Below are 21,110 nucleotides of genomic sequence, written 5' to 3'. Positions count from 1 at the left end.
CGGTCCATTATGCCGCCCGCTATCCGCATCAGACGAGGACCATCATGACCGCCGCCCTACAACCCCTAGAACCGGCCCAGGCACCCGACCGTGCCCGCCGTGGTGGCCGTGCTGGGAAGCGCGCCGGCGGCTCGGCCGCCTTCGAGCAGCCGGTTTTCCGGCAGCTGAAGAACCCGCTGACGCCGACCAGGCTGGTGTCGGAAGACGAATTGGAATCGATCCACCTCGCCTCGCTGCGCGTGCTCAGGGAAATCGGCGTCGACGTCCTGCACGATGAAGCCCGCCGCATCATGAAGGCGCATGGCGCCGATGTGCGCGAAGGCAGCGAGCGCGTGCGCTTCGACAGCGACATGATCCTCGACCTGGTGTCGAATTGCCCGTCCGAATTCACCATCCATGCCCGCAACCCGGCGCACAATGTGCGCTTCGGCGGCGACAATCTGATCATCTCGATGATGGCATCGGCGCCCAACTGCTCCGACATCGATCGCGGCCGCCGGCCGGGCAACCAGGCGGACTACCGCAATTTCCTGCGCCTTGCGCAGATGCACAACATCCTGAACTGCACCGGCGGCTATCCGGTGGAGCCGACCGACATCCATCCGTCCGTCCGCCACCTCGAATGCATCCGCGACCTCGCCACGCTGACCGACAAGGTGTTCCACATCTATTCGCTCGGCAAGGAGCGCAATGTCGACGGCATCGAGATCACCCGCATCGCGCGCGGCATCAGCCACGAGCAGTTGCTGGCGGAGCCGTCTGTCTTCACCATCATCAACACCAATTCGCCGCTCAAGCTCGACGTGCCGATGATGGAAGGCATCATCCAGATGTCGAGCAAGGGCCAGGTCGTCATCGTCACGCCCTTCACCCTGTCCGGCGCCATGGCACCGGTGACCATCGCCGGCGCGCTGGTGCAGCAGAATGCCGAGGCACTGTCCGGCATCGCCTTCGCCCAGATGGTGCGCAAGGGCGCGCCCGTCGGCTATGGCGGCTTCACCTCCAATGTCGACATGAAGTCCGGTTCACCGGCCTTCGGCACACCCGAATACATGAAGGCGCAGCTGGTCGGCGGCCAGCTTGCCCGCCGCTACAACATACCCTACCGCACCTCCAACACCTGCGCCGCCAACACGGTCGATGCACAGGCGGCCTATGAGAGCGTGTTCTCGCTGTGGGGCGCCATCCAGGGCGGCGGCAATCTGATGATGCATGCCGCCGGCTGGCTGGAAGGCGGCCTGCGCTGCTCCTACGAGAAGACCATTCTGGATATCGACCTGTTGCAGATGGTGGCCGAATTCCTGACCCCGCTCGACATGTCCGACGAGGCACTCGGCTTCGACGCTATCCAGTCGGTCGGCCCCGGCGGCCATTTCTTCGGCACCCAGCATACGCAGGACCGCTACAAGACCGCCTTCTACTCGCCGATCCTCTCCGACTGGCGCAATTTCGAGACCTGGGCGGAAGCCGGCTCGCCGACGGCGCTGGAAAAGGCCAACAAGGTCTGGAAGGAGCGGCTGGCGTCCTATGACGAGCCCTACATGGACCCGGCGATCCGCGAGGAACTCAACGACTTCGTCCAGAAGCGCACGGCCGAAGGCGGCGCACCGACCGATTTTTGATCATCTGTATTGGTTTTGATGAATAGTCGACCCCCACTCCGTCGAGCTTCGCTCGCCACCTCTCCCCCGATCGACGGGGCAGAGGAAGGGCGTGAAGCGATTCCAGCTGGCACCCTTCCTCCGGAGGGGGGAGAGGTGGCGCCGCGAAGCGGCGACGGAGTGGGGGAAGCCGCTCGTGAAACCATCCTTGCCGCGCCTGATGGCAGGCTGGCCGAAAACATCACTGTATCCGACCTCCGCTTTGTTTTCACGCCCCGCTCATCCGATTCAATCTCTTCAAAAACGGACCTATCTTCATGAAATCCCATGTAAAAGCGGTTGTCATCGGCGGCGGCGTCGTCGGCTGCTCGGTTCTCTACCATCTGGCCAAGGCCGGCTGGACCGATATCATGCTGATCGAGCGCTCGGAACTCACCTCCGGCTCGTCCTGGCATGCGGCAGGTGGCTTCCACACGCTGAACGGCGATCCCAACGTCGCCAAGCTGCAGGCCTATACGGTGCAGCTCTACAAGGAGATTGAGGAAATCTCAGGCCAGTCCTGCTCGCTGCATCTGACCGGCGGCGTGATGTTGGCTGATACGCCCGAACGTATGGATTTCCTGCGGCTGGCGCACGCCAAGGGCCGCTATCTCGGCATGGACACCGAGCTGATCACCCCGTCCGAAGCCAAGGCGATGTTCCCGCTGATGGATGAGACCAACTTCGTCGGCGCCATGTGGGATCCGGTCGAAGGCCACCTTGATCCCTCAGGCACCACCATCGCATACTCCAAGGCGGCGAAGAAACTCGGCGCCGAGATCGTGCTGCGCAACCGCGTCGTCGACCTGACGCAGCAGCCGGACGGCACCTGGAACGTCGTCACCGAGCAGGGCACGGTTCATGCCGAGCACGTCGTCAACTGTGGCGGCCTGTGGGCGCGCGAGATCGGCCGCATGGTCGGCGTCGAACTGCCGGTTCTGGCCATGGAGCACATGTATCTCTTGACCGAGCCGATGCCTGAGGTCGAGGAATTCAACAAATCGACCGGCCGCGAAATGATCGGCGTGCTCGACTTCAAGGGCGAGATCTACACCCGTCAGGAGCGCAACGGCATCCTGCTCGGCACCTACGAAAAGGCTTGCAAGCCGTGGTCGCCGGTCAACACGCCCTGGGATTTCGGCCACGAACTCTTGCAGCCCGATCTCGACCGCATCGCGCCGTCGCTGGAAATCGGCTTCAAGCATTTCCCGGGCATCGAGAAGGCCGGCATCAAGCAGATCATCAACGGCCCCTTCACCTTCGCGCTTGACGGCAACCCGCTGGTCGGCCCGGTGCAGGGCCTGACCAATTTCTGGTGCGCCTGCGCCGTCATGGCCGGCTTCAGCCAGGGCGGCGGCGTCGGCCTCGCTCTGTCGAACTGGATGGTGCATGGCGATCCGGGCTTCGACGTGTGGGGCATGGATGTCGCCCGCTTCGGCGAATGGGCCGGCCTGCGCTACACCAACGCCAAGGTGCGCGAGAACTATTCGCGTCGCTTCTCCATTCGTTTCCCCAACGAGGAATTGCCGGCAGCACGCCCGGCGCAGACGACGCCGCTCTACGACACGATGCTCGCCAACAACGCCGTCATGGGCGACTCCTGGGGCCTCGAGACGCCGCTATGGTTCGCGCCAAAGGGCAAGGAGCCTAGGGATATCGTCTCCTTTCATCGCTCCAACGACTTTGGCCCGATCGGCGAGGAAGTCCGCGCCACGCGTGAGCGCGTCGGCGTCACCGAAATCGCCAACTTCGCCAAATACGAAGTGTCGGGACCGGGCGCGGAAGAGTTCCTCAACCGGCTGATGACCAACCGCATGCCGAAGACCGGCCGCATCGTGCTCACCCCGATGATCAACGAATTCGGCAAGCTGATCGGCGACTTCACCATCGCCAAGGCTGGTGAAGACCGCTTCATGATCTGGGGTTCGTCGGCCGCGCAGAAATACCACATGCGCTGGTTCGAGAAGCACCTGCCGAAGGATGGTCCAAGGGCGTCAGAGGTACGCATCCACCGCTTCGACCAGACACTGGTCGGTCTCTCCATCGCCGGGCCGAAATCCCGCGACCTCTTGCAGAAGCTGGTCGACGTCGACATCTCGACAAAAGCATTCCGCTTCATGGATTTCCGCGAAATGGCGGTCGGCGGCGCGCCCTGCATGGTCAACCGCATCACCTATACGGGCGATCTCGGCTACGAAATCTGGGTGGCGCCGGCCTATGAACGCCTGGTCTATAAAGCCATCAAGGACGCCGGGGAGGAGTTCGGTCTCGTCGATTTCGGCATGCGCGCGCTGCTGTCGATGCGCCTTGAAAAGAACTTCCCGACCTGGTTCCGCGAGTTGCGGCCGATCTATGGACCGTTCGAAGGTTCGATGGACCGCTTCATCAAGCTCGAGAAGAACGATTTTATTGGCCGCGAAGCCGCCGCGAAGGAACAAGCGGAAGGACCAAAGCTGCGCCGCGTCTCCTTCATCGTCGACGCTGCCGACGCCGATGTCATGGGCGACGAGCCGATCTGGGCCAAGGTCAGCAAGGATTACGGCACGGTGGAAAAGCCGCATGGCTACGGCGCGCCACGCTTTGACATCAACGGCAAGGAAGTGCGCGGCTCCAAGGCCGCGGAAGGCGCTTCCGCGGTGCGCGGCATTATCGACGGCGACTGGCGCGTGGTCGGCTGGGTGACGTCGGGCGGCTACGCCCACTACGTCCAGAAGTCGATGGCGCAGGGCTATGTGCCGGCAGCCCTTGCCGAGGACGAAAGTGCCGGACTGTTCGAGATCGAGATCCTCGGGCACCGCCGTCCGGCGCGCATCAATGTCGAGGCGCCTTTCGACCCGAGCGGCGAGAAGATGCGGAGCTGAGGTTCGGCCATGGACAGCGCGGGGCCAAAAGGCGGCTTCGGCAGCCACCGTAAGATCATGCCGTTCGAGCCCGGCTCGATCGAGGCCCTGCGCGACGCCTCCCGTCACAAGGCGGCGTCACTCAACCAGCATGTGCTGGGCTATGGCGCGCAGGCGGAAGCTGAATGGGCGGCGGCAGGCATTGCGGCGCCCGATCTGCCGGCGATGCGCAAATACCGGCTGGAGCGCATCCGCACTGAGCTGAAGCGCCGCGGCTATGCCGGCGCCCTGCTCTATGACCCCGTCAATATCCGCTATGCGACCGACGGCACCAACATGCAGCTGTGGGTGGCGCACAATCGGACGCGGCATTGTTTCGTCGCCACCGACGGACCGGTCGTGCTGTTCGACTATTTTTCCTGCGAGCACCTATCCGACCATTCCGGCGTCGTCGACGAGGTGCGGCCGGCGGTGTCGTGGATCTATCTCTACGGCGGCGAACTCACGGAGCAAAAGGTTCGCCGCTGGGCCGCCGGCATCGGCGATCTGGTCAGGGAACATGGCGGCGGCAACAACCGCATTGCGGTCGACCACATCAATCCGGAGGGCGTCGAGGAACTGGCGCGGCTTGGCATTTCGATCGGCAATGGCGACGCGGTGATGGAAAACGCCCGGCTGATCAAATCGCCTGATGAAATCCTCGCCATGCGCCGCGCCATCATCGCCTGCGAGGCGGCAATGGGGGAGATGGAAAAGGCGTTGACGCCCGGCATTTCCGAAAACGAATTATGGGCCGAGCTGCACCGTGGCAACATCGCGCGCGGCGGCGAATGGATCGAGACGCGGCTGCTGGCGTCGGGCCCGCGCACCAATCCGTGGTTCCAGGAATGCTCCTCGCGCCAGATCGAGGCTGGCGATCTCGTCGCCTTCGACACCGATCTGATCGGCCCTTACGGCTTCTGCGCCGACCTGTCGCGCACCTGGCTGTGCGGAGATGCGAAGCCAACCGACGAACAACGCGATCTCTTCCGCATCGCCGCCGACCAGATCGAACACAACACTGAATTGATGCGGCCCGGCATCTCGTTTCGCGATCTTGTCGAGCGCTCGGCGGTACCGCCCGGGGACTGTTTCCCGACCCGCTATGGCGTGCTCTATCATGGCGTCGGACTGGCCGATGAATACCCGACGCTGCCGCATGCCAGCGACTGGACATCGGACACGCCTGACGGCGTGCTGGAACCAGGCATGGTGCTGTGCGTGGAAAGCTATATGGGCAGGCTTGGCGGGCGCGAAGGCGTCAAGATCGAGGAGCAGATCCTGATCACCGACACCGGCAACGAGCAGCTTTCAACCTACCCGTTGGATGCGAGGCTGCTCGGCTAGGCCGGCAAGGGCCTCGCGCATTGCCCTGATTGTGTTTTCCGGCGTCGTCCTGGCGGTGATGAAGGGCAGGCCTTTGCGCCGTGCCGTCCAGCCGACGATCACCACTTTGCTGGCTGCCGGCTCGAAGCGCTGCGCCAGCGCCCAGCTTTCGCAGTCGATCGCGGCGATGTCCGCCCTGCCCTCGGCAACGGCGACGATCGAGCCGCGATGGCCGCCGCTTTCGCTGCGCGAGGAAAAGATATCGAGGCTTTCGCCCACCGCTTGCAGGTCGCGCGTCAGCCCGATAATGCCCGACATGGAATCGAGGTTGTTGAAGGTGAAGCGCTTGCCGCGGATGAGATCGAGCGGAAGCAAGGGCTTGCCGTCCGCGGGCGAGCGAACCTCCGGCCCCTCGCCTGTCCGCATCACCAGCGCGCTCGAATAGAGCTCGCCCTGCCCGCCTTCATACGCGTCATAGCTCGGCTGGCCGACCACCTGCACATGGCTGGACAGGCCGAGCTCCATCGGTCCCCAGCAGGTTTGCGCGAACAGCAGCTTCGGATGCAGCCAAAGCTTGTGAAAGTCGAGTTCGTCTACCGGCAATGTCGCCGAATCCTGTGCGATCAAGTCTCCCTGACCATCACGAATGCCGCCCGGAACCGCCGGCAGATCGCTATTGCGGCGCGCGATGGTCTGCGGCGCATCGATGCCCTTTTGCCGGAACGCATCGCGCAGCAGCGCCCATTGCGCATCGATCTCGCCGCGCACTTCCGGCCAGTCATACATAGGCAACGCCGCAACCAATTCGCTCATGCCGGGATCCGACCACTATGCCTAAAGCGCGTCGCGTTGAAACGGCTTCATGCGACGCGCTTTAGGCGTTTGCTTTGATGCATGTCGTTCTCCCAAAACCGAGGTCACTTTTGGGCGACATGCATTAGAATTGAAAGGAACCGACCAAGGCAGTCTAGCAGACAGCACACGGCTGCCGCAAAAGCTCATTCCTTCGGCGGTTCGGCGGGCACTGGCGCGGTGCCGAGCCCATTGATGTTGCGCGCCCGGATGCGCGGCTTGAATGCCCGGCCGTGCTCCGGCGCGCGACGCAGCACCGGGTGGACGATCGGCTCCTTGGCCTTGAACGCATAGGCTTTGATCAGCGCGAAATAGTTGGGGTAGGCATAGCCATTGTTCATCCGCAGCCATTCCTCGCGGCGGTCGCGAAACAGTTTTGGCAGCTTGTACCACGCCACAGTCGGGGTCTTGTGGTGGACGAAGTGGAGATTGTTGTTGAGGAACAGGAACGACAGTGGCGAACGCTCGATGATCACCGTGCGGCCTTCCGGGTGCTCGGACCATTGATGCTCGGCAAAAGTGCGGATCGCGATCAGCGACTGGCCGAGCCAGACCGGCGCCAGGATGTAGAGCCATAGCGGAATACCGAAGCCGAATTGCACGATCGGCGCCACGATGGCGAGACCGATCGCATGCAGCAGCCAGGCTTTGCGGATCGCCTTGTCGCCGGCCATCATATGCTTGGCATCGTCGATGAAGAAGCCGATGCAGGACAGCCAGGGACCGAGGAAGAACCGGCCGGTCATGGTGTTGTTGATCTTGAGCAGGAATTTCATCGTCGGCGGCAAATCATCATGCTGCCACAGCGTCTGATAATAGCTTTCCGGATCGTCGAGTGGATCGGTCAGCCGCTCGTCGGCATGGTGGCGCAGATGAAGCGTCTTGAAGCGGCGGAACGGCCAGACCAGCCCGATCGGCAGGAAGACGAAGGCTTCGTTGATCAGCGCGCTGCGCGTCGGATGGCCATGCAGCACTTCGTGCATGATCGACGACTGCAGTGCCAGGATAAAGCCGAGGATGGCGAGCGCGAGGATCGGGTGGGACGGCCAGAGCAGGAAACCGACGGCGAGCCATGTTCCGTAACAGAAGAAAGCGAGGACCACGGTCGGCCATTCGAAGGCCGGTGCGTTGCGTCGCTTGATGCTCTTGCCTGTCATGCTATCGACCACTGCCCCTCAGTCGCCGGAACCCCCGATGGTTCCTGACAGCATAGTGTCAGGAGAAATGATTCCACTCAACGAGACAAAGTGTACAAAATGTTGCGATTGCGCATTTTTGAACGCACATGTTACACATTGTAAACAACCCTAGGGATTCATTTACGCCTCGCACGCCGACTCGGCCCGCCCTGGCGCAAAATTTTCCTCAGGATTCGCGGGAGAGCGGCTATGGACAAACGGGACCTGTCGGCAATCTTTCGGGAGCGCCTGAAGCTGCTCCTGACACGCTCCGACCTCAACCAGTCGGCATTCGCGTCAGCCGTCGGCATTGATCGGTCGGCGCTGTCGCAGCTGATGTCGGGCGCCTCGACGCGCCTGCCGCGCGCCGAAACGCTGCTCAACATCGCCGCCGAATTCAAGGTGTCGCTCGACTGGCTGCTCGGCCTTAGCCAGGACGAAGGCGTCACCGGCGAAATCCGCGAAAGCCTGGAGATCGAGGAAGCGCCCGACGGTTTCGACCGCACACTGCTCGCCAAGTGGTTCGCTGAAGCAGCGGGCACCAAGATCCGCTATGTGCCGGCCGGCATTCCCGATCTCCTGCGGACCCGCGCGCTGGTCGACTACGAGGCCAACATCACCAACAGGAGCCGCCTGGCTCAGGCAAGCGAAACCCAATACCGCATCGAATACAACCGGCGCCCGGAAACCGACATGGAAGTCTGCATGCCGCGCCACACGCTGGAAATCTTCGCGCGCGGCTTGGGCGTATGGGACCGTTTTCCCGAGGCCGACCGCCGGCAGCAACTCGCCCATATGGCGACGCTGCTTGACGATCTCTACCCGACCTTCCGCCTGTTTCTCTACGACGGCCGTATGCGGTATTCGATCCCGCTCACCATCTTCGGCCCCTATCGCGCCGCCATCTATGTCGGCGACATGTATGTGGTGCTGAACGCCACGCAGCCGGTCCAGGCGCTGACCCAGCATTTCGACAATCTGATCCGTGCCGCCGACGTCAACCCGCACGAGGCCGCCGCCTTCGCGCGCAATCTGGCCGGCATGTCGTTCCCATCAGGCTCTGTCTGATCGACAGCAGTGCTGTTGAGCGATCAAGGCCAGCGGTGACGCGTCCTATTTCATTGACTAGACATAAAGACTTCTTTATATCCTTATTCGAATTGAAAATACGAAAGCCAATCCGATGACGACGACCAATCCGATCGATGCGCTGCTGGCTGAAAAGGGCGTGCTGCTGGCCGATGGCGCCACCGGCACCAATTTGTTCGCCATGGGCCTGGAAGCTGGCGAGGCGCCGGAACTGCTGAACGAGACCGCGCCCGACACCATCACCAGCCTGCACCAGAATTTCGTCGATGCCGGCGCCGACATCATCCTCACCAACTCCTTCGGCGGCACCCGCCACCGGCTCAAGCTCCACCATGCGCAGGACCGCGTGCATGCGCTGAACAAACGCGCCGCCGAGATTGCCCGCGCCGTTGCCGACAAGGCCGGCCGCAAGGTGATTGTCGCCGGCTCCGTGGGCCCGACTGGCGAATTGCTGGTGCCGCTTGGTGCCATGACCTATGACGAGGCGGTCGACGCCTTTGCCGAGCAGATCGAAGGTCTCAAGGAAGGCGGCGCCGAAGTCGCCTGGATCGAGACCATGTCGGCGCCCGGCGAGATCCGCGCGGCCGCCGAGGCTGCCATCCGTGTCGGCCTGCCCTACACCTATACCGGCTCCTTCGACACCGCCGGCCGCACCATGATGGGTCTGCTTCCCAAGGATATCCATGGCGTCGCCGACGGGCTGTCGCAAGCCCCGCTCGGCGTCGGCGCCAATTGCGGCGTCGGTGCCTCCGACATCCTGGCATCGCTGCTCGACATGACCGAGGCGAAGCCGCAGGCAACCGTCATCGTCAAGGGCAATTGCGGTATTCCCGAATTCCGCGGCACCGAGATCCATTATTCCGGCACGCCGGAACTGATGGCCGATTATGTGCGTCTTGCCGTCGATGCCGGCGCGAAAATCGTCGGCGGCTGCTGCGGCACCTCTTTCCAGCACCTCGCCGCCATGCGCAAGGCGCTCGACGCCCACACCAAGGCGGATCGTCCGACGGTTGAAAAGATTGTCGAGCGCATCGGTCCGATGCGCAACAAGGTGGCGACGGAAAACACCGCCGAGACCAGCGAAGCCCGCCGCGAGCGTCGCCGCAGCCGGGCGTGAAAACGGCTCTTCGATTATTCGTTATTGTCGGCGTAGCTCGACTGCGCCGACTTGAAATCGACCACATTGTCGCCGCGCATCGTCATCAGTGCGCCGGATGAAACCGGATCGGTTATCTGCTCAAGCATGATGCGGAAGCGGTCGTTGGTCAGCGCCGACATGGCGGTGTTGCGCGCCTGCGCAACATCATCGCTGATACGCCTGGATTCGGATGATGGGGCTGATGAAACCGCCGAAGCGTCCCGTGCCGGCGGCGTCGAGTTGGCGATAGTCCTGATCTGCAATTCCGGCTCCCTCAAGCCCCGTAGACCTGCCCGGTGTAGCGAGAGGGGAGTTGCGATCCGGTGCCGGAAATTGAGTGCAATTTAACGATCCGGAAAAATTCAAAAAAAGCCGGCAAGGGAAAGATCCCTCGCCGGCTTGCCTCACCCGCCCGTGGGCCGGCTTCCCCTGTCAGAACGATCCCATCTGAAAGAAACCGGCCGTCATCGCCGCTACCGGTTGCCGCCCAGCGCCGAGGCAAGGCGCACAAGCGAAAGGAACTCAGACCTGTACCCAAACGGGTCGGCTCCCCGGGCGGCAGCAGCAATCTCCATGATCTTGTCGTAACCGAACTTGACGGTTGCATCTTCGTCGCGCAGCTTCTGGCCAAAAGCGGCGACAGCGACGGAGAAACGCTGGTCGGTGCTGGCCTGGTCGAAGGATGCCACCTCGTTGGCAGACGTCACCGGTGTGGTGATCAGCTTCGAGACGTCCTCGTTCGGCAGCTTGTAGCGGATCTTAACGAAGGCATATTCGTCCGCATTGGCGACGCCGCCATTGTTCACCGCGGCCTGGCCATAGCGCAGCGGGTCGATCTGCTCGCCGCCGCTGCCCTTGGGCGTGATCTCGTAGATCGCGGTGACCGAGTGGCCCGAGCCGATATCGCCGGCATCGACGCGATCGTTGTTGAAATCCTCGCGGTTCAGTGCGCGGGTCTCGTAGCCGATCAGGCGATATTCGGAGACCTTGTTCGGATTGAACTCGACCTGGATCTTCACGTCCTTTGCGATGGGGAACAACGTCGAGGAGGCATCCTCGACCAGCACCTTTTCGGCTTCGGCCAGCGTGTCGATATAGGCGGCGGTGCCGTTGCCGTTCTGGGCGATGGTCTGCATCATCTGGTCGTTCAGATTGTCATGCCCAAAACCGAACACCGACAGGAAAACACCGCTCTTGCGCTCCTGTTCGATCAGGCGCTTCAGATCATCGTCGTCGCTCTGGCCGACATTGAAGTCGCCATCGGTGGCGAGCATCACCCGGTTGACGCCGTCCTTGACGAAGGATTGCTGGGCAAGTTTGTACGCCTCCTTGATACCGGCCTCGCCGGCGGTCGAGCCCCCGGGCTGCAGATTGTCGATGGCATTGAGGATCTTGTCCTTCTCGGCAGCCCTGGTCGGCATCAGCACGGTGCCGGCGTCACCCGCATAGGTGACGATCGAGATCGTGTCGTCAGCCTTCAACTTGCTGACCAGCAGCCGGAATGCCGATTTGAGCAGCGGCAGCTTGTCCGGTTCGTCCATCGAGCCCGAGACGTCGATCAGGAACACCAGATTGGCCTTCGGCTGCTCCGTCGGCTTGATGTCGAAGCCCTTGATGGCGACATGCATCAGCTTGGTATGTGTGTTCCACGGCGTCGGCATGACGCTGACGGTCGAGTTGAACGGCGTCGACGCCGAGTCAGGGCCCTTCCAGTCATAGGAGAAGTAGTTGATCATCTCCTCGACACGGACCGTATCGGCCTGCGGCGCGGACCCTTCCTTGAGCGAGCGGCGCACGAAGGAATACGAGGCTGTGTCGACATCGATCGAGAAGGTCGAGACCGGATCTTCGAGTGCCGCATGCACCGGATTGGTCTTGAAATCCTGGACGCGGTTGCGGTTTTCCTCTTGCGGCTGCAACTGGTCGGCTGGCGCCACGGCAGGCTGCTGCGGCGCCATCAGCTCGGACTCGGCGGTAGGCATGCGGGCGGCCCGCGACGTGTTGGGCGCGCTTGTGGTGCTATCCAGCGCGAACTCACCCGTTGGTGCCGGTGGTGCAGGCTCGGCCGGCGCAACCTGTCCTTGCGCATTCTGCTGCGCCAAGCCGCCAACTGCGGTCGATTCGGATTTCGGCGGCGAAGCCGGCGCCACAAGCGCATCGTTTGCATTGCGGCTTTCGACGTCCGCCTCGGCCTTTTTGTCCTTCGCCAGCTCGGTGGGAGCCGGTTTCTGCTCGGGCATCGTCGGCTTGATGGTCGCCGGCTTGTCGGCCAGCGTCTCGGTGATCTTCTCGCCGCCGCCGAAAGTGGACAGCGGCTCCCTCAGCATATGGAAAGTGGCGTATCCGGCGATCGGCAGGGCGACCAGCCCGGCAAGGGCCGGCGTGGCAATGAGTTTCTTTTGCATGATTTCGCTCCAGAGCTTTTGTGCTCGCTCTGTGAGACGAAGACCGCCGGCCGATCCTTGGGTCACGGCGGAAATATTTTCCTGATCATAGCCGCGCAAGGCCGCCTCGAAGGCGCGCGCCTTCGCGCTCTCGCCCGGCGCCGGTGCCGCGATATCGCGCAATTTCCTCAGTTCGTTGTCGTCGACCATGATCACACTTCCCCGGCCGAGCGCATCAGCGTTTTCAGCCGTTTCTTCGCTTCATGGATGTGCCAGGAAACCGTCGTCGCCGAGATCGCCATCGCCTCGGCGGCGGCCGCGTGGCTCAAGCACTCCCCATAGACAAGCAGTACCGCGTCGCGCTGCTTGTCCGGAAGCTGCCGCACCGCTGCCCATAGTGCTTCGGCCGGGTCTTCGCTCTCGGCCGCCTCGCCCGAAATCAGCGAATGGACGCCATAGGCCTCGGTCTTGACCGTCTCGCGCGCGGTCTTTCGCATCATGTCGCGCGCCGCGTTCATCGTCATGGCGTAGAGCCATGTCGTGAAAGCCGCGCCGCCGCGATAGTCCCGGATCGCCCTGCCGAGCCGGACGCAGACTTCCTGGGCGATGTCTTCGGCATCGGCCTTCCTGCCACACCAGCGATAGGCGGCGCGATAGACGAAGTCGTAGTGACGCTCCAGCAATATGCCGAAGGCCCCCCTGTCTCCGCCCTTCGCCCGCCCGATCAGTTCGGCGTCGGAGGCTTCGCTCTCATCCAGCATCATCGCCATCATTTGCCTGTTGGACGAAGGCTAATGGCTAATCCTTGGGCTAAGGGAAAGATTTTTTGCAAGCACCCTTTCCTTCTCCCCGTTCTACGGGGAGAAGGTGCCCGAAGGGCGGATGAGGGCAGCGCGACCTCTCGAAGGTTCGCGCCAGCATGTCTGAAATTGGAGCTTATCACGCAGGCAGAAAGCCCTACCCCAGCGTTTCCGCAAACAGGGTGATCAGCCGTTTCCAATGCCGCTCGGCGCCAGCCTCGTCATAGACGCTGTGGTCCGGCACGCACCAGCCATGCGCCATGCCGATATAATTCTCGATCGTATGGTCGACTTCCGCTGCTCTGAGCGCCTCCTCCAGCCGGGTCGACTGCTCCGGCGGAAAACTCCTGTCGACGCCGGCCATGCCGACATAGATTCGCGCCTTGATGGCGGCGGCCTTGCGGTGCGGGCTGTCGGCGGCATCGCTGGCAAGATTGCCGCCGTGGAAACTGGCGGTGGCCTTGATCCTGTCGGGGTAGCTCGCGGCCGCGTTCAGCGCCCGCGCGCCGCCCATGCAATAGCCGACGGTGCCGATCGGCCCCTCAACACCTTCGCCGGCGAGCGCATCGAGAAAGGCGGCGCCGTCGCTGATGGTCATTGCCTGCGTCGTGCCGGTGACCAGCGCCATCAGTGCTGCCTTGGTCTTTTCCTCGGTAAAGGCGGTCTTGGCGTCGAACGGCCCGTAAGGCGCGTTGCGATAGAACAGGTCCGGCACCAGCACCGCATAGCCCTCGCCCGCCAGCCGCTCGGCCATGCCGTCAAGCGCCGGACGCGGGCCGAAGGCGTCCTGGTAGAGAACGACACCGGCCTTGGCCGGGGATGTCTTGGCCGCGCGGAACAGGCCCGCCTTCGCCACACCATCACCGGTCTTGATCTGAAGGTCCTGCTTCGTCATTGCCTGCTCCGCACGGTTGCTGGGCGATACATATTCGGACAAGTCGACGCGGCAAGTCGTTCCCTGAACTTTGCGTTCAAGATTTCGTGCAAGGTTGCAAGCTCTATGCGCCGGCGAAGCTCGCCATGTGGAAAGCCTGGACCTCCGGCGGATAACGATACGAGATGCCATAGGGGCAGGCATTGCGGTCGAGGCAGCCGCCGCGGCACGGCCCGCCATTCGCCCCCCGCACATGCGCCAGGCAGGCCTGGTACGCGAACCCTGCCGTGGAATAGGCGTCGACCGGGCAGGATTTGAGGCAAGGTTTCTCGGCACAGGCGTCGCAAAGATGGATCGCCTCGCCATGCCTGGGCGGCGCAATCTCCTCCTCGAACAGCAGCGCGCCGCGATAGGCATGCCAAAGCCCGTATTGCGGGTGCATGAGGATACCGAGCGGCGACGGCTTGAGCCCCTCCGCCCGCATCGCCCATTGCTGGAACGGCAGATAAGGCTTGTCTGACGGCGAAACCGCGCGCGCGCCAAATGCCTCCGCCACAGTGCCGATGACCTGCCGCGACCAGCTGTCGAGCGGATTGGCGACTGCCTGTGGCTGCTGCTCCCGCCAACGCAGGAAATGCGGCCAGGGTGCCGCGCCCGCCTGCCCCACCAGAAGAGCAGACCTTGCCGGCGCTCCAGAGGCGCCATCAGGAGCATCCTCATCATCGGGAAAAACAAAGCCGCCGCGCAGGATGAGGCCGCTGGCGCCAAGCGCGGCCGTGATCCCTTCGATCATGCCGTGCACGCAATCATCCCTTCTTGTCCGGATCGGAGAAGGCGCTCCGCCAGACTTCCTTGTGGATGATGTTGGCGACTTTAGCCCCGCCTGACTCGGGCTCCTTTCAGGTGAAGGCGTCGGGCATTGACCCCTTCTTCTTGGCGATGAAGTCCTTCAACGCCTCGTCGATGCTCGGATCGAGATGGGGCGCCTCATAGCTTTCCAGCCAGCGGCGCGCGAGTTCGTTGGCGCGCTGCGGCGCGGTCTTCTCGCCCTCGGCCAGCCACTGTTCGTAGGAATTGTTGTCGGCGATGTTGGAGCGGTAGAAGGCGGTCTGGAAATTCGCCTGCGTGTGGTCGCAGCCGAGATAGTGGCTGCCCGGTCCGACCTGGCGGATGGCGTCCATCGCCTGGCCGTTTTCCGACAGGTCGACGCCCTCGGAGAATTTCTGCGTCATGCCGAGCTGGTCGATGTCCATCATGAATTTTTCGTAGCAGGATGCCAGTCCGCCTTCGAGCCAGCCGGCCGAATGCAGCACGAAATTGGTGCCGGCCAGAATGGTCGAATTCAGCGTGTTGGCGCTCTCATAAGCCGCCTGCGCATCCGGGACTTTCGAGGCGCAGAGCGAACCGCCGGTGCGGAACGGCAGACCGAGGCGCCGCGCAAGCTGGGCCGCACCATAGGAGACCAGCGACGGTTCCGGTGTGCCGAAGGTCGGCGCGCCCGACTGCATCGAGATGGAGGACGCAAAGGTACCGAACAGCACCGGCGCGCCCGGCCGGATCAGCTGGGTGAACGATGCACCGGCCAGCACCTCGGCCAGGACCTGCGTCAGCGTACCCGCGACCGTCACCGGGCTCATCGCGCCGGCAAGGATGAACGGCGTGACGATGCAGGCCTGGTTGTGGCGCGAATAGACTTTGAGCGCGCCGAGCATGGTCTCGTCGAACACCATCGGCGAGTTGGCGTTGATCAGGCTGGTCAGCACCGTGTTGTTCTCGACGAAATCGTCGCCGAACACGAGCTTGGCCATGGCCACCGTATCCTCGGCGCGCTCCGGCGCGGTCACCGAGCCCATGAACGGCTTGTCGGAATATTTGATATGGCTGTAGATCATATCGAGGTGACGCTTGTTGACCGGCACGTCGACAGGCTCACACACCGTGCCGCCCGAATGGTGGATCGACGGCGCCATATAGGCGAGCTTCACGAAATTCTGGAAATCCTCGATCGTGGCGTAGCGCCTGACACCGTCGAGGTCGCGGACGAAGGGCGGGCCGTAGACCGGCGCGAACACCGTCGCGTTGCCGCCGATCTGCACCGAGCGCTCGGAATTGCGGGCGTGCTGGGTATAGACGGAGGGCGCGGTTTTCAGCAGCGACCGGCAGAGGCCCTTGGGAAAGTGCACGCGCTCGCCCTTGACGTCGGCACCGGCCTCTTTCCACAGCTGCAGCGCTTCCGCGTCATCGCGGAAGATGATGCCGATCTCTTCAAGCACCGTGTCGGTGTTCTTCTCGATCAGCGCCAGGCCTTCCTCGTCGAGCACCTCATAAACGTTGATCTTACGCTTGATATAGGTGAGCTGCGTGCCTGGACCGCCGCCCGAGCGCGCGGCCCTGCGGGCAGCCGCCCCACCACTGGCGCCGCGTCCACGCCGCGCGTTTGACGCTTCCTGGTCGACTGCCGCGTGTTCGCTCATGATCGCTCTTCCCTGAATATGGCCGGCCCCAGAGATGGGCCGGTCCGTAACCGTTGCGGCCGCATGGCGCGGCTTTCGCCCGGATCGTAGCCATGCACCCTATTCGAAACGGCCCGTCCGCGCCAACGCCTGTCGCAAAATCGACAAGAAAACCAATAGATTTTCCAGTCGCTTTCCTTTTGCGGGAAGTCGCAAATCAGCTATGGATACCCGCCCGTTGCGCGTTAGGTATGGACGCTATTGTTTTGTGCCTTGCGACACAGTCGCGATGCCGTGAGGAGCTGGATTAAAATGTCCGACGACGAGATCATCCTTTCCGAACTTTCCGACGACGAGTTGGTGCAGCAGATGCACGACGATCTCTATGACGGGTTGAAGGAAGAGATCGAGGAAGGCACGCAGATCCTGCTCGAGCGCGGCTGGGCGCCTTACAAGGTGCTGACCGAGGCGCTGGTCGAAGGCATGCGCATCGTCGGCGAGGATTTTCGCGACGGCATCCTGTTCGTTCCCGAAGTGCTGCTGTCGGCCAACGCCATGAAGGCCGGCATGTTCATCCTGCGTCCGCTGCTCGCCGCCACCGGCGCGCCCAAGCAGGGCAAGATGGTCATCGGCACCGTCAAGGGTGACATTCACGACATCGGCAAAAATCTCGTCGGCATGATGATGGAGGGCGCCGGTTTCGACGTCATCGATCTCGGCATCAACAATGCAGTCGAGAAGTATCTCGATGCGATCGAGCAGCATCAGCCCGACATTATCGGCATGTCGGCGCTGCTGACCACGACCATGCCCTACATGAAGGTCGTCATCGACACGATGAAGGAAAAGGGCATCCGCGACGACTATGTCGTGCTGGTTGGCGGCGCGCCGCTCAACGAGGAATTTGGCAAGGCCGTCGGCGCCGACGCCTATTGCCGCGATGCCGCGGTGGCGGTCGAGACCGCCAAGGATTACATGAAGCGCAAGCACAATGTCCGCGCTTCGGCCTGATTGGCCAACCCGTCATGGACAATAGAAAGAGCCGCGCCTTGCAGCGCGGCTTTTTTGTTCCCAGATGATGGAGATGGCTGCTCGTGGATCAGGGCTTGGTGACGGTGTCCTTGACCGCCCTGGCCGTCGATTTGACGTCCTTGCCGACGCCGCGGACGGTGTTCGCGCAAGCCGTAAGGGCCAGGGCGCAGGCAAGAATGGCAATTGGTGCGATGCGTAGCAGTTTCATGGACGGTGTCTCCCTCAACAGATAAATTAACCCCACGGCAACGAAGGCCGGCTCGACTGGTTCAATGGCCAAGACACAGAAAACGAAACCGAATCAAGAAGACAGGCTGCTCGTCATCGCCTGCGGGATGATTGCGCGCGAGGTATTGGCCGTCAAGGAACAGCTCGGGCTGAATCACCTCGAATTGACCTGTTTGCCGGCGGAGTTCCATTTCTATCCCGACCGCATTGCGCCGGCCATGGACAAGGCGATCGAGAAGGCCAAAGCGGAGGGTTACGAGCACATTTTCGTCGGCTATGCCGATTGCGGCACTGGCGGCCTGCTCGACCGGGTTTGCGAGAAGCATGGCGTCGAGCGCATGGCCGGACCGCATTGCTTCGCCTTCTATCAGGGCATGGAGGGCTACGCGAAGGTCGCCGAAGATGACATGATGTCCTTCTACATGACGGATTTCCTGTGCCGCCAGTTCGATGCCTTCTTCATGAAGCCGCTCGGCCTCGACAAGCATCCCGAGCTGATCAAGGACTATTTCGGCAATTACGAGAAGCTGATCTATCTCGCCCAGACCGACGACCCCGAACTCGACAAGGTCGCGGAAAAGGCTGCCGCCCTGCTTGGCCTTGCCTATGAACGCCGCTCGACCGGCTTTGGCGACCTGACGGCGGGACTGGCGCAAGCGGCAAAAGTCGCCTGAAGGCCGGTTAGGAATCCCCCTCCTCCGCTCGCAGCTGTGCAAGCACGTCGGCGAAGCTCGTCTTGCAGACGAAGCCGAGCCGCTCTCTTGCCCGCGACGGATCATAGACGCGGTCGATCGATGAAAACATCGTCCAGCCTTTCCTGGCATAGAGCCTCGGATATCCAGGGAAATGGCGCGCGACGACGGATGGCGCATCGGCGATCAGCTGGGCACAGTCTTCCGGCCGAAATGGCGTCGGAGCGGATACGATGAAGACGTCGAAGCCGAGCTGCGGCGCCTTTTCCAACGCGGCGACATGAGCCTGCGCCGCATCTTTCACCGTCAATCGCCGAAACAGCAATTCGTTCGCCTTGGTGTTGGCATCCGATTGTTCGATCGCATGCGCCATGTCATCGGCTTCGGGAAAGAAGCGGGCCGTGCGCAGAACGACCACCGGCAGACCATGCTGAAGATGATAGAGGCGGCAGAGATGTTCGGCCGAAAGCTTGGTGACGCCATAGATGTTGCGCGGCTCGGGCGACATCTCTTCCGTCAGCCAGGCGGCCTTGCGCGCGCCGCCCTCGAACCCGTCGCGTATCGCCTGCGAGATCATCAGCGAAGTCGTCGAGGTAAAGACGAAGCGCTCCACACCGGCTGCCACCGCCGCATCGAGCAGGTTCAGCGTGCCCTGCACATTGGTCGCGATGAAATCGCTGTTGGCGCGATTCTCAATGTTGGGCTTATGCAGCGCGCCGCTGTGGATGATCGCCCGGATACGGTTGTCATGGACAGTCTGCATGACAAGCTCACGATCGGCGATCGAGCCGACAATGTTGGTCTCCGAAGACGAAACGGGATCAAGCCCGATCACCTCGTGGCCAAGGCCGCGCAGCCGCGGCGCCAGCGCGCTGCCCAGCCAACCCGACGATCCCGTGAGCAAGATTCGCATGCGTCACACCATGATTTTTGACGGTGACGCTGTTAAGCACGGATGACAGGCGCGAGCGACCCGATAAAGTCAGGCATCGGCCGGCAGGAGCGCCGCTCCAGACATTAACTGCCATTTCAGATCAGGGGAGTCTCAGATGATCCTTCGTCCACTGCTTGCCATTGTCGGCCTGCTCTGCTGCACCTTGCCAGCACTGGCCGATGGCGAGGTGCAGAAGCTGATCACATCAGCCGACAAGGTCCGCCTCGACAAATATGGCGAGACGCGCAAGGCGGCACTTGCCGAGGCGAAGGCGGGCAACCCAGCCGAGGTCAAACAACTCGATGCCTTGCTGGCGAAGCCGCTGGTGTCATTCTCCGATAACGACCTGACCGGCAACTGGAAGTGCCGCACCATCAAGGCAGGCGGCTTGAGTCCGCTCGTCATCTATGGCTGGTTCAAATGCAAGGTGACCGACGACGGCTCCGGCTGGCGGCTGGAAAAGACCAGCGGCTCGCAGCGCACCAAGGGCCGCTTCTTCGACGACGGCGAGAAGCGCGCGATCTATCTCGGCTCCGGATACGTCAACACCGATCCGGCAAAACCTTATGGCAGCGGCCCGCAGACCGATCAGGTCGGCTATGCCTTCCGCACCAGCGCGAATGAATGGCGCATCGAATTTCCCTCGCCCTACTACGAATCCAAGCTCGATATCGTCGAGTTTAAGCGCTGAGCGTGGTCATCAAGATTTAACCCCATTCGGGCACAAAATCCGGCCGGCAGCATACGGCAGCCAGCCGCGTGCAGGCAGGAAAGCGGGCAAAGCGGGCTATGTCTTCACCAGTTGGAACCAGCGCGTCGATTGTCGTCGTGACCGGCGGCGGCCAGCATGTCTGGGCCATGATCAACGCAATCGCCGATCGCGTTGGTCCTGTCAGCGTCATCCTCGAAACCCCTGAATCCAAAAAGCAATTGCTGCGTGGTCGCGCTCGCCGCCAGGGCTGGGTCTCGGCCATGGGTCAGCTTGGCACGATGGTGCTGAGCAGGTTGGGCAAGCGGCTCCTGGCCGGCCATTGCGCGCGATTGATTGCAGAAGAGAAGCTGGAGGTTGAGCCGCGACCAGGCCAGAAGATCATCCAAGTAGCCTCTGCCAATGGGCTTGAGTGCCTCCAGGCGATCCAGAAGCTCCGGCCAGGCGTTGTGCTGCTCAACGGTTGCCGACTGATCTCGGCCGAGATGCTGAGCAAAATACCCTGCCCGGTGCTCAACTACCATGCGGGCATCACGCCGAAATATCGCGGCATGAATGGCGGTTATTGGGCTCTGGTATCAGGTGATGCGCAGAATTTTGGCACGACTGTTCACCTCGTCGACGCCGGCGTCGACACCGGCGGCGTGCTGAAGCAGGCGCGCGGCAGACCGAAGAAAGGCGACACCATCTCAAGTCACGCGCTACGCCAGGCGGCGTTCTCGCGCGACATCTGCGTCGAGGCCGTCAGCGATGCACTGGCTGGAAAACTCACGACGATCGATCCAGGCCTGCCTTCGAAACAGTGGTATCATCCGACGATCTGGTTCTACGTCTGGACCGGCCTCAGAACTGGAATCTGGTAGGTTTTGTCAGCCCTGAACAGCGTAAGGCTAGGCGGGTTT

General features: G+C 62.5%; 19 protein-coding genes. 9 read left to right on the top strand and 10 right to left on the bottom strand.

The genetic code is table 11. The features are described from left to right. The first annotated feature begins 44 nt into the window (after window positions 1-44). The 3 genes from JT360_RS05175 to JT360_RS05165 all read left to right on the top strand — a co-directional run bounded on the left by JT360_RS05175 (window position 45) and on the right by JT360_RS05165 (window position 5,866). Window positions 45-1,622, top strand: a complete 1,578-nt coding sequence (locus JT360_RS05175) for a trimethylamine methyltransferase family protein (protein ID WP_214470741.1) — start codon at window positions 45-47, stop codon at window positions 1,620-1,622. A gap of 296 nt (window positions 1,623-1,918) precedes the next feature. After that, on the top strand, window positions 1,919-4,501 hold the full coding sequence (locus JT360_RS05170; protein ID WP_214470483.1) for a GcvT family protein: 2,583 nt from the start codon (window positions 1,919-1,921) through the stop codon (window positions 4,499-4,501). A 9-nt stretch (window positions 4,502-4,510) separates the two neighbouring features. Further along, complete coding sequence (locus JT360_RS05165) at window positions 4,511-5,866, top strand: M24 family metallopeptidase (protein WP_214470482.1); 1,356 nt, start codon at window positions 4,511-4,513, stop codon at window positions 5,864-5,866. Here the strand turns inward: JT360_RS05165 and JT360_RS05160 are convergent. Next, entirely contained in the window at window positions 5,831-6,658 is an 828-nt protein-coding gene (locus JT360_RS05160; protein WP_214470481.1) for a phosphate/phosphite/phosphonate ABC transporter substrate-binding protein, read from the bottom strand. The two genes, JT360_RS05165 and JT360_RS05160, sit on opposite strands and share 36 nt — an antisense overlap. A 185-nt stretch (window positions 6,659-6,843) precedes the next feature. Continuing rightward, on the bottom strand, window positions 6,844-7,854 hold the full coding sequence (locus JT360_RS05155) for a fatty acid desaturase (protein WP_214470480.1): 1,011 nt from the start codon (window positions 7,852-7,854) through the stop codon (window positions 6,844-6,846). A 231-nt stretch (window positions 7,855-8,085) separates the two neighbouring features. On the opposite strand from JT360_RS05155, the gene JT360_RS05150 reads away from it, so the two are divergent. Together JT360_RS05150 and bmt are read left to right on the top strand one after the other, a co-directional pair. Next, on the top strand, window positions 8,086-8,943 hold the full coding sequence (locus tag JT360_RS05150) for a helix-turn-helix domain-containing protein (RefSeq protein WP_027043871.1): 858 nt from the start codon (window positions 8,086-8,088) through the stop codon (window positions 8,941-8,943). 115 nt (window positions 8,944-9,058) lie between these two features. Then, window positions 9,059-10,081: a betaine--homocysteine S-methyltransferase gene (gene bmt, locus JT360_RS05145; protein WP_214470479.1), complete on the top strand. Its 1,023-nt coding sequence runs from the start codon at window positions 9,059-9,061 to the stop codon at window positions 10,079-10,081. A gap of 14 nt (window positions 10,082-10,095) precedes the next feature. Here bmt and JT360_RS05140 read toward each other — a convergent pair whose 3' ends face one another. The 6 genes from JT360_RS05140 to JT360_RS05115 all read right to left on the bottom strand — a co-directional run bounded on the left by JT360_RS05140 (window position 10,096) and on the right by JT360_RS05115 (window position 16,634). After that, a complete protein-coding gene (locus JT360_RS05140) occupies window positions 10,096-10,365 on the bottom strand; it encodes a hypothetical protein (RefSeq protein WP_214470478.1) in 270 nt (89 codons plus the stop codon). Window positions 10,366-10,575: 210 nt separating this feature from the next. Then, the gene (locus JT360_RS05135; RefSeq protein ID WP_214470477.1) at window positions 10,576-12,696 is read right to left on the bottom strand and encodes a vWA domain-containing protein; all 2,121 of its coding nucleotides are present in this window, start codon (window positions 12,694-12,696) and stop codon (window positions 10,576-10,578) included. A gap of 2 nt (window positions 12,697-12,698) precedes the next feature. Then, window positions 12,699-13,256, bottom strand: a complete 558-nt coding sequence (locus tag JT360_RS05130) for an RNA polymerase sigma factor (protein ID WP_214470476.1) — start codon at window positions 13,254-13,256, stop codon at window positions 12,699-12,701. 187 nt (window positions 13,257-13,443) lie between these two features. Then, window positions 13,444-14,181 (bottom strand): dienelactone hydrolase family protein, encoded by a 738-nt coding sequence (locus JT360_RS05125; protein WP_214470475.1) that lies wholly within the window; start codon window positions 14,179-14,181, stop codon window positions 13,444-13,446. Between the two features lie 103 nt (window positions 14,182-14,284). Beyond that, entirely contained in the window at window positions 14,285-14,953 is a 669-nt protein-coding gene (locus JT360_RS05120) for a 4Fe-4S dicluster domain-containing protein (RefSeq protein ID WP_250888627.1), read from the bottom strand. A 106-nt stretch (window positions 14,954-15,059) separates the two neighbouring features. After that, window positions 15,060-16,634, bottom strand: coding sequence for a trimethylamine methyltransferase family protein (locus tag JT360_RS05115; RefSeq protein ID WP_214470473.1), 1,575 nt, complete (start codon window positions 16,632-16,634; stop codon window positions 15,060-15,062). Between the two features lie 291 nt (window positions 16,635-16,925). Here JT360_RS05115 and JT360_RS05110 point away from each other — a divergent pair, with 291 nt between their 5' ends. Continuing rightward, the gene (locus tag JT360_RS05110) at window positions 16,926-17,624 is read left to right on the top strand and encodes a cobalamin B12-binding domain-containing protein (protein ID WP_214470472.1); all 699 of its coding nucleotides are present in this window, start codon (window positions 16,926-16,928) and stop codon (window positions 17,622-17,624) included. Window positions 17,625-17,712: 88 nt separating this feature from the next. Here JT360_RS05110 and JT360_RS05105 read toward each other — a convergent pair whose 3' ends face one another. After that, the gene (locus JT360_RS05105; protein ID WP_214470471.1) at window positions 17,713-17,853 is read right to left on the bottom strand and encodes an EncA/B family entericidin; all 141 of its coding nucleotides are present in this window, start codon (window positions 17,851-17,853) and stop codon (window positions 17,713-17,715) included. Between the two features lie 64 nt (window positions 17,854-17,917). Here JT360_RS05105 and JT360_RS05100 point away from each other — a divergent pair, with 64 nt between their 5' ends. Beyond that, entirely contained in the window at window positions 17,918-18,547 is a 630-nt protein-coding gene (locus tag JT360_RS05100; RefSeq protein ID WP_214470470.1) for a DUF1638 domain-containing protein, read from the top strand. A gap of 7 nt (window positions 18,548-18,554) precedes the next feature. Here the strand turns inward: JT360_RS05100 and JT360_RS05095 are convergent, their stop codons facing one another. Further along, window positions 18,555-19,478: an NAD-dependent epimerase/dehydratase family protein gene (locus JT360_RS05095; RefSeq protein ID WP_214470469.1), complete on the bottom strand. Its 924-nt coding sequence runs from the start codon at window positions 19,476-19,478 to the stop codon at window positions 18,555-18,557. 136 nt (window positions 19,479-19,614) lie between these two features. Between JT360_RS05095 and JT360_RS05090 the strand changes: the two genes are divergently transcribed. Further along, window positions 19,615-20,190 (top strand): DUF4893 domain-containing protein, encoded by a 576-nt coding sequence (locus JT360_RS05090; RefSeq protein ID WP_214470468.1) that lies wholly within the window; start codon window positions 19,615-19,617, stop codon window positions 20,188-20,190. A 98-nt stretch (window positions 20,191-20,288) separates the two neighbouring features. Beyond that, window positions 20,289-21,071 (top strand): formyl transferase, encoded by a 783-nt coding sequence (locus JT360_RS05085; RefSeq protein ID WP_214470467.1) that lies wholly within the window; start codon window positions 20,289-20,291, stop codon window positions 21,069-21,071. Window positions 21,072-21,110 lie beyond the last annotated feature (39 nt).

Origin of the sequence: Mesorhizobium sp. dw_380 (assembly GCF_018588885.1) — a bacterium.
GTDB lineage: Bacteria > Pseudomonadota > Alphaproteobacteria > Rhizobiales > Rhizobiaceae > Mesorhizobium.
Note: the sequence above shows the minus strand (reverse complement) of the source record. Positions and strands in the feature narration are given on the sequence as shown.

Bases quoted from the DNA above. Each gene is read 5' to 3' on its own strand.
- JT360_RS05165 (WP_214470482.1), top strand. From the start codon at position 4,511: ATGGACAGCGCGGGGCCAAAAGGCGGCTTCGGCAGCCACCGTAAGATC.
- JT360_RS05170 (WP_214470483.1), top strand. From the start codon at position 1,919: ATGAAATCCCATGTAAAAGCGGTTGTCATCGGCGGCGGCGTCGTCGGC.
- JT360_RS05175 (WP_214470741.1), top strand. From the start codon at position 45: ATGACCGCCGCCCTACAACCCCTAGAACCGGCCCAGGCACCCGACCGT.
- JT360_RS05095 (WP_214470469.1), bottom strand. From the start codon at position 19,478: ATGCGAATCTTGCTCACGGGATCGTCGGGTTGGCTGGGCAGCGCGCTG.
- JT360_RS05105 (WP_214470471.1), bottom strand. From the start codon at position 17,853: ATGAAACTGCTACGCATCGCACCAATTGCCATTCTTGCCTGCGCCCTG.
- JT360_RS05125 (WP_214470475.1), bottom strand. From the start codon at position 14,181: ATGACGAAGCAGGACCTTCAGATCAAGACCGGTGATGGTGTGGCGAAG.
- JT360_RS05135 (WP_214470477.1), bottom strand. From the start codon at position 12,696: ATGGTCGACGACAACGAACTGAGGAAATTGCGCGATATCGCGGCACCG.
- JT360_RS05090 (WP_214470468.1), top strand. From the start codon at position 19,615: ATGATCCTTCGTCCACTGCTTGCCATTGTCGGCCTGCTCTGCTGCACC.
- JT360_RS05155 (WP_214470480.1), bottom strand. From the start codon at position 7,854: ATGACAGGCAAGAGCATCAAGCGACGCAACGCACCGGCCTTCGAATGG.
- JT360_RS05120 (WP_250888627.1), bottom strand. From the start codon at position 14,953: ATGATCGAAGGGATCACGGCCGCGCTTGGCGCCAGCGGCCTCATCCTG.
- bmt (WP_214470479.1), top strand. From the start codon at position 9,059: ATGACGACGACCAATCCGATCGATGCGCTGCTGGCTGAAAAGGGCGTG.
- JT360_RS05100 (WP_214470470.1), top strand. From the start codon at position 17,918: ATGGCCAAGACACAGAAAACGAAACCGAATCAAGAAGACAGGCTGCTC.
- JT360_RS05085 (WP_214470467.1), top strand. From the start codon at position 20,289: ATGTCTTCACCAGTTGGAACCAGCGCGTCGATTGTCGTCGTGACCGGC.
- JT360_RS05115 (WP_214470473.1), bottom strand. From the start codon at position 16,634: ATGAGCGAACACGCGGCAGTCGACCAGGAAGCGTCAAACGCGCGGCGT.
- JT360_RS05130 (WP_214470476.1), bottom strand. From the start codon at position 13,256: ATGGCGATGATGCTGGATGAGAGCGAAGCCTCCGACGCCGAACTGATC.
- JT360_RS05110 (WP_214470472.1), top strand. From the start codon at position 16,926: ATGTCCGACGACGAGATCATCCTTTCCGAACTTTCCGACGACGAGTTG.
- JT360_RS05160 (WP_214470481.1), bottom strand. From the start codon at position 6,658: ATGAGCGAATTGGTTGCGGCGTTGCCTATGTATGACTGGCCGGAAGTG.
- JT360_RS05150 (WP_027043871.1), top strand. From the start codon at position 8,086: ATGGACAAACGGGACCTGTCGGCAATCTTTCGGGAGCGCCTGAAGCTG.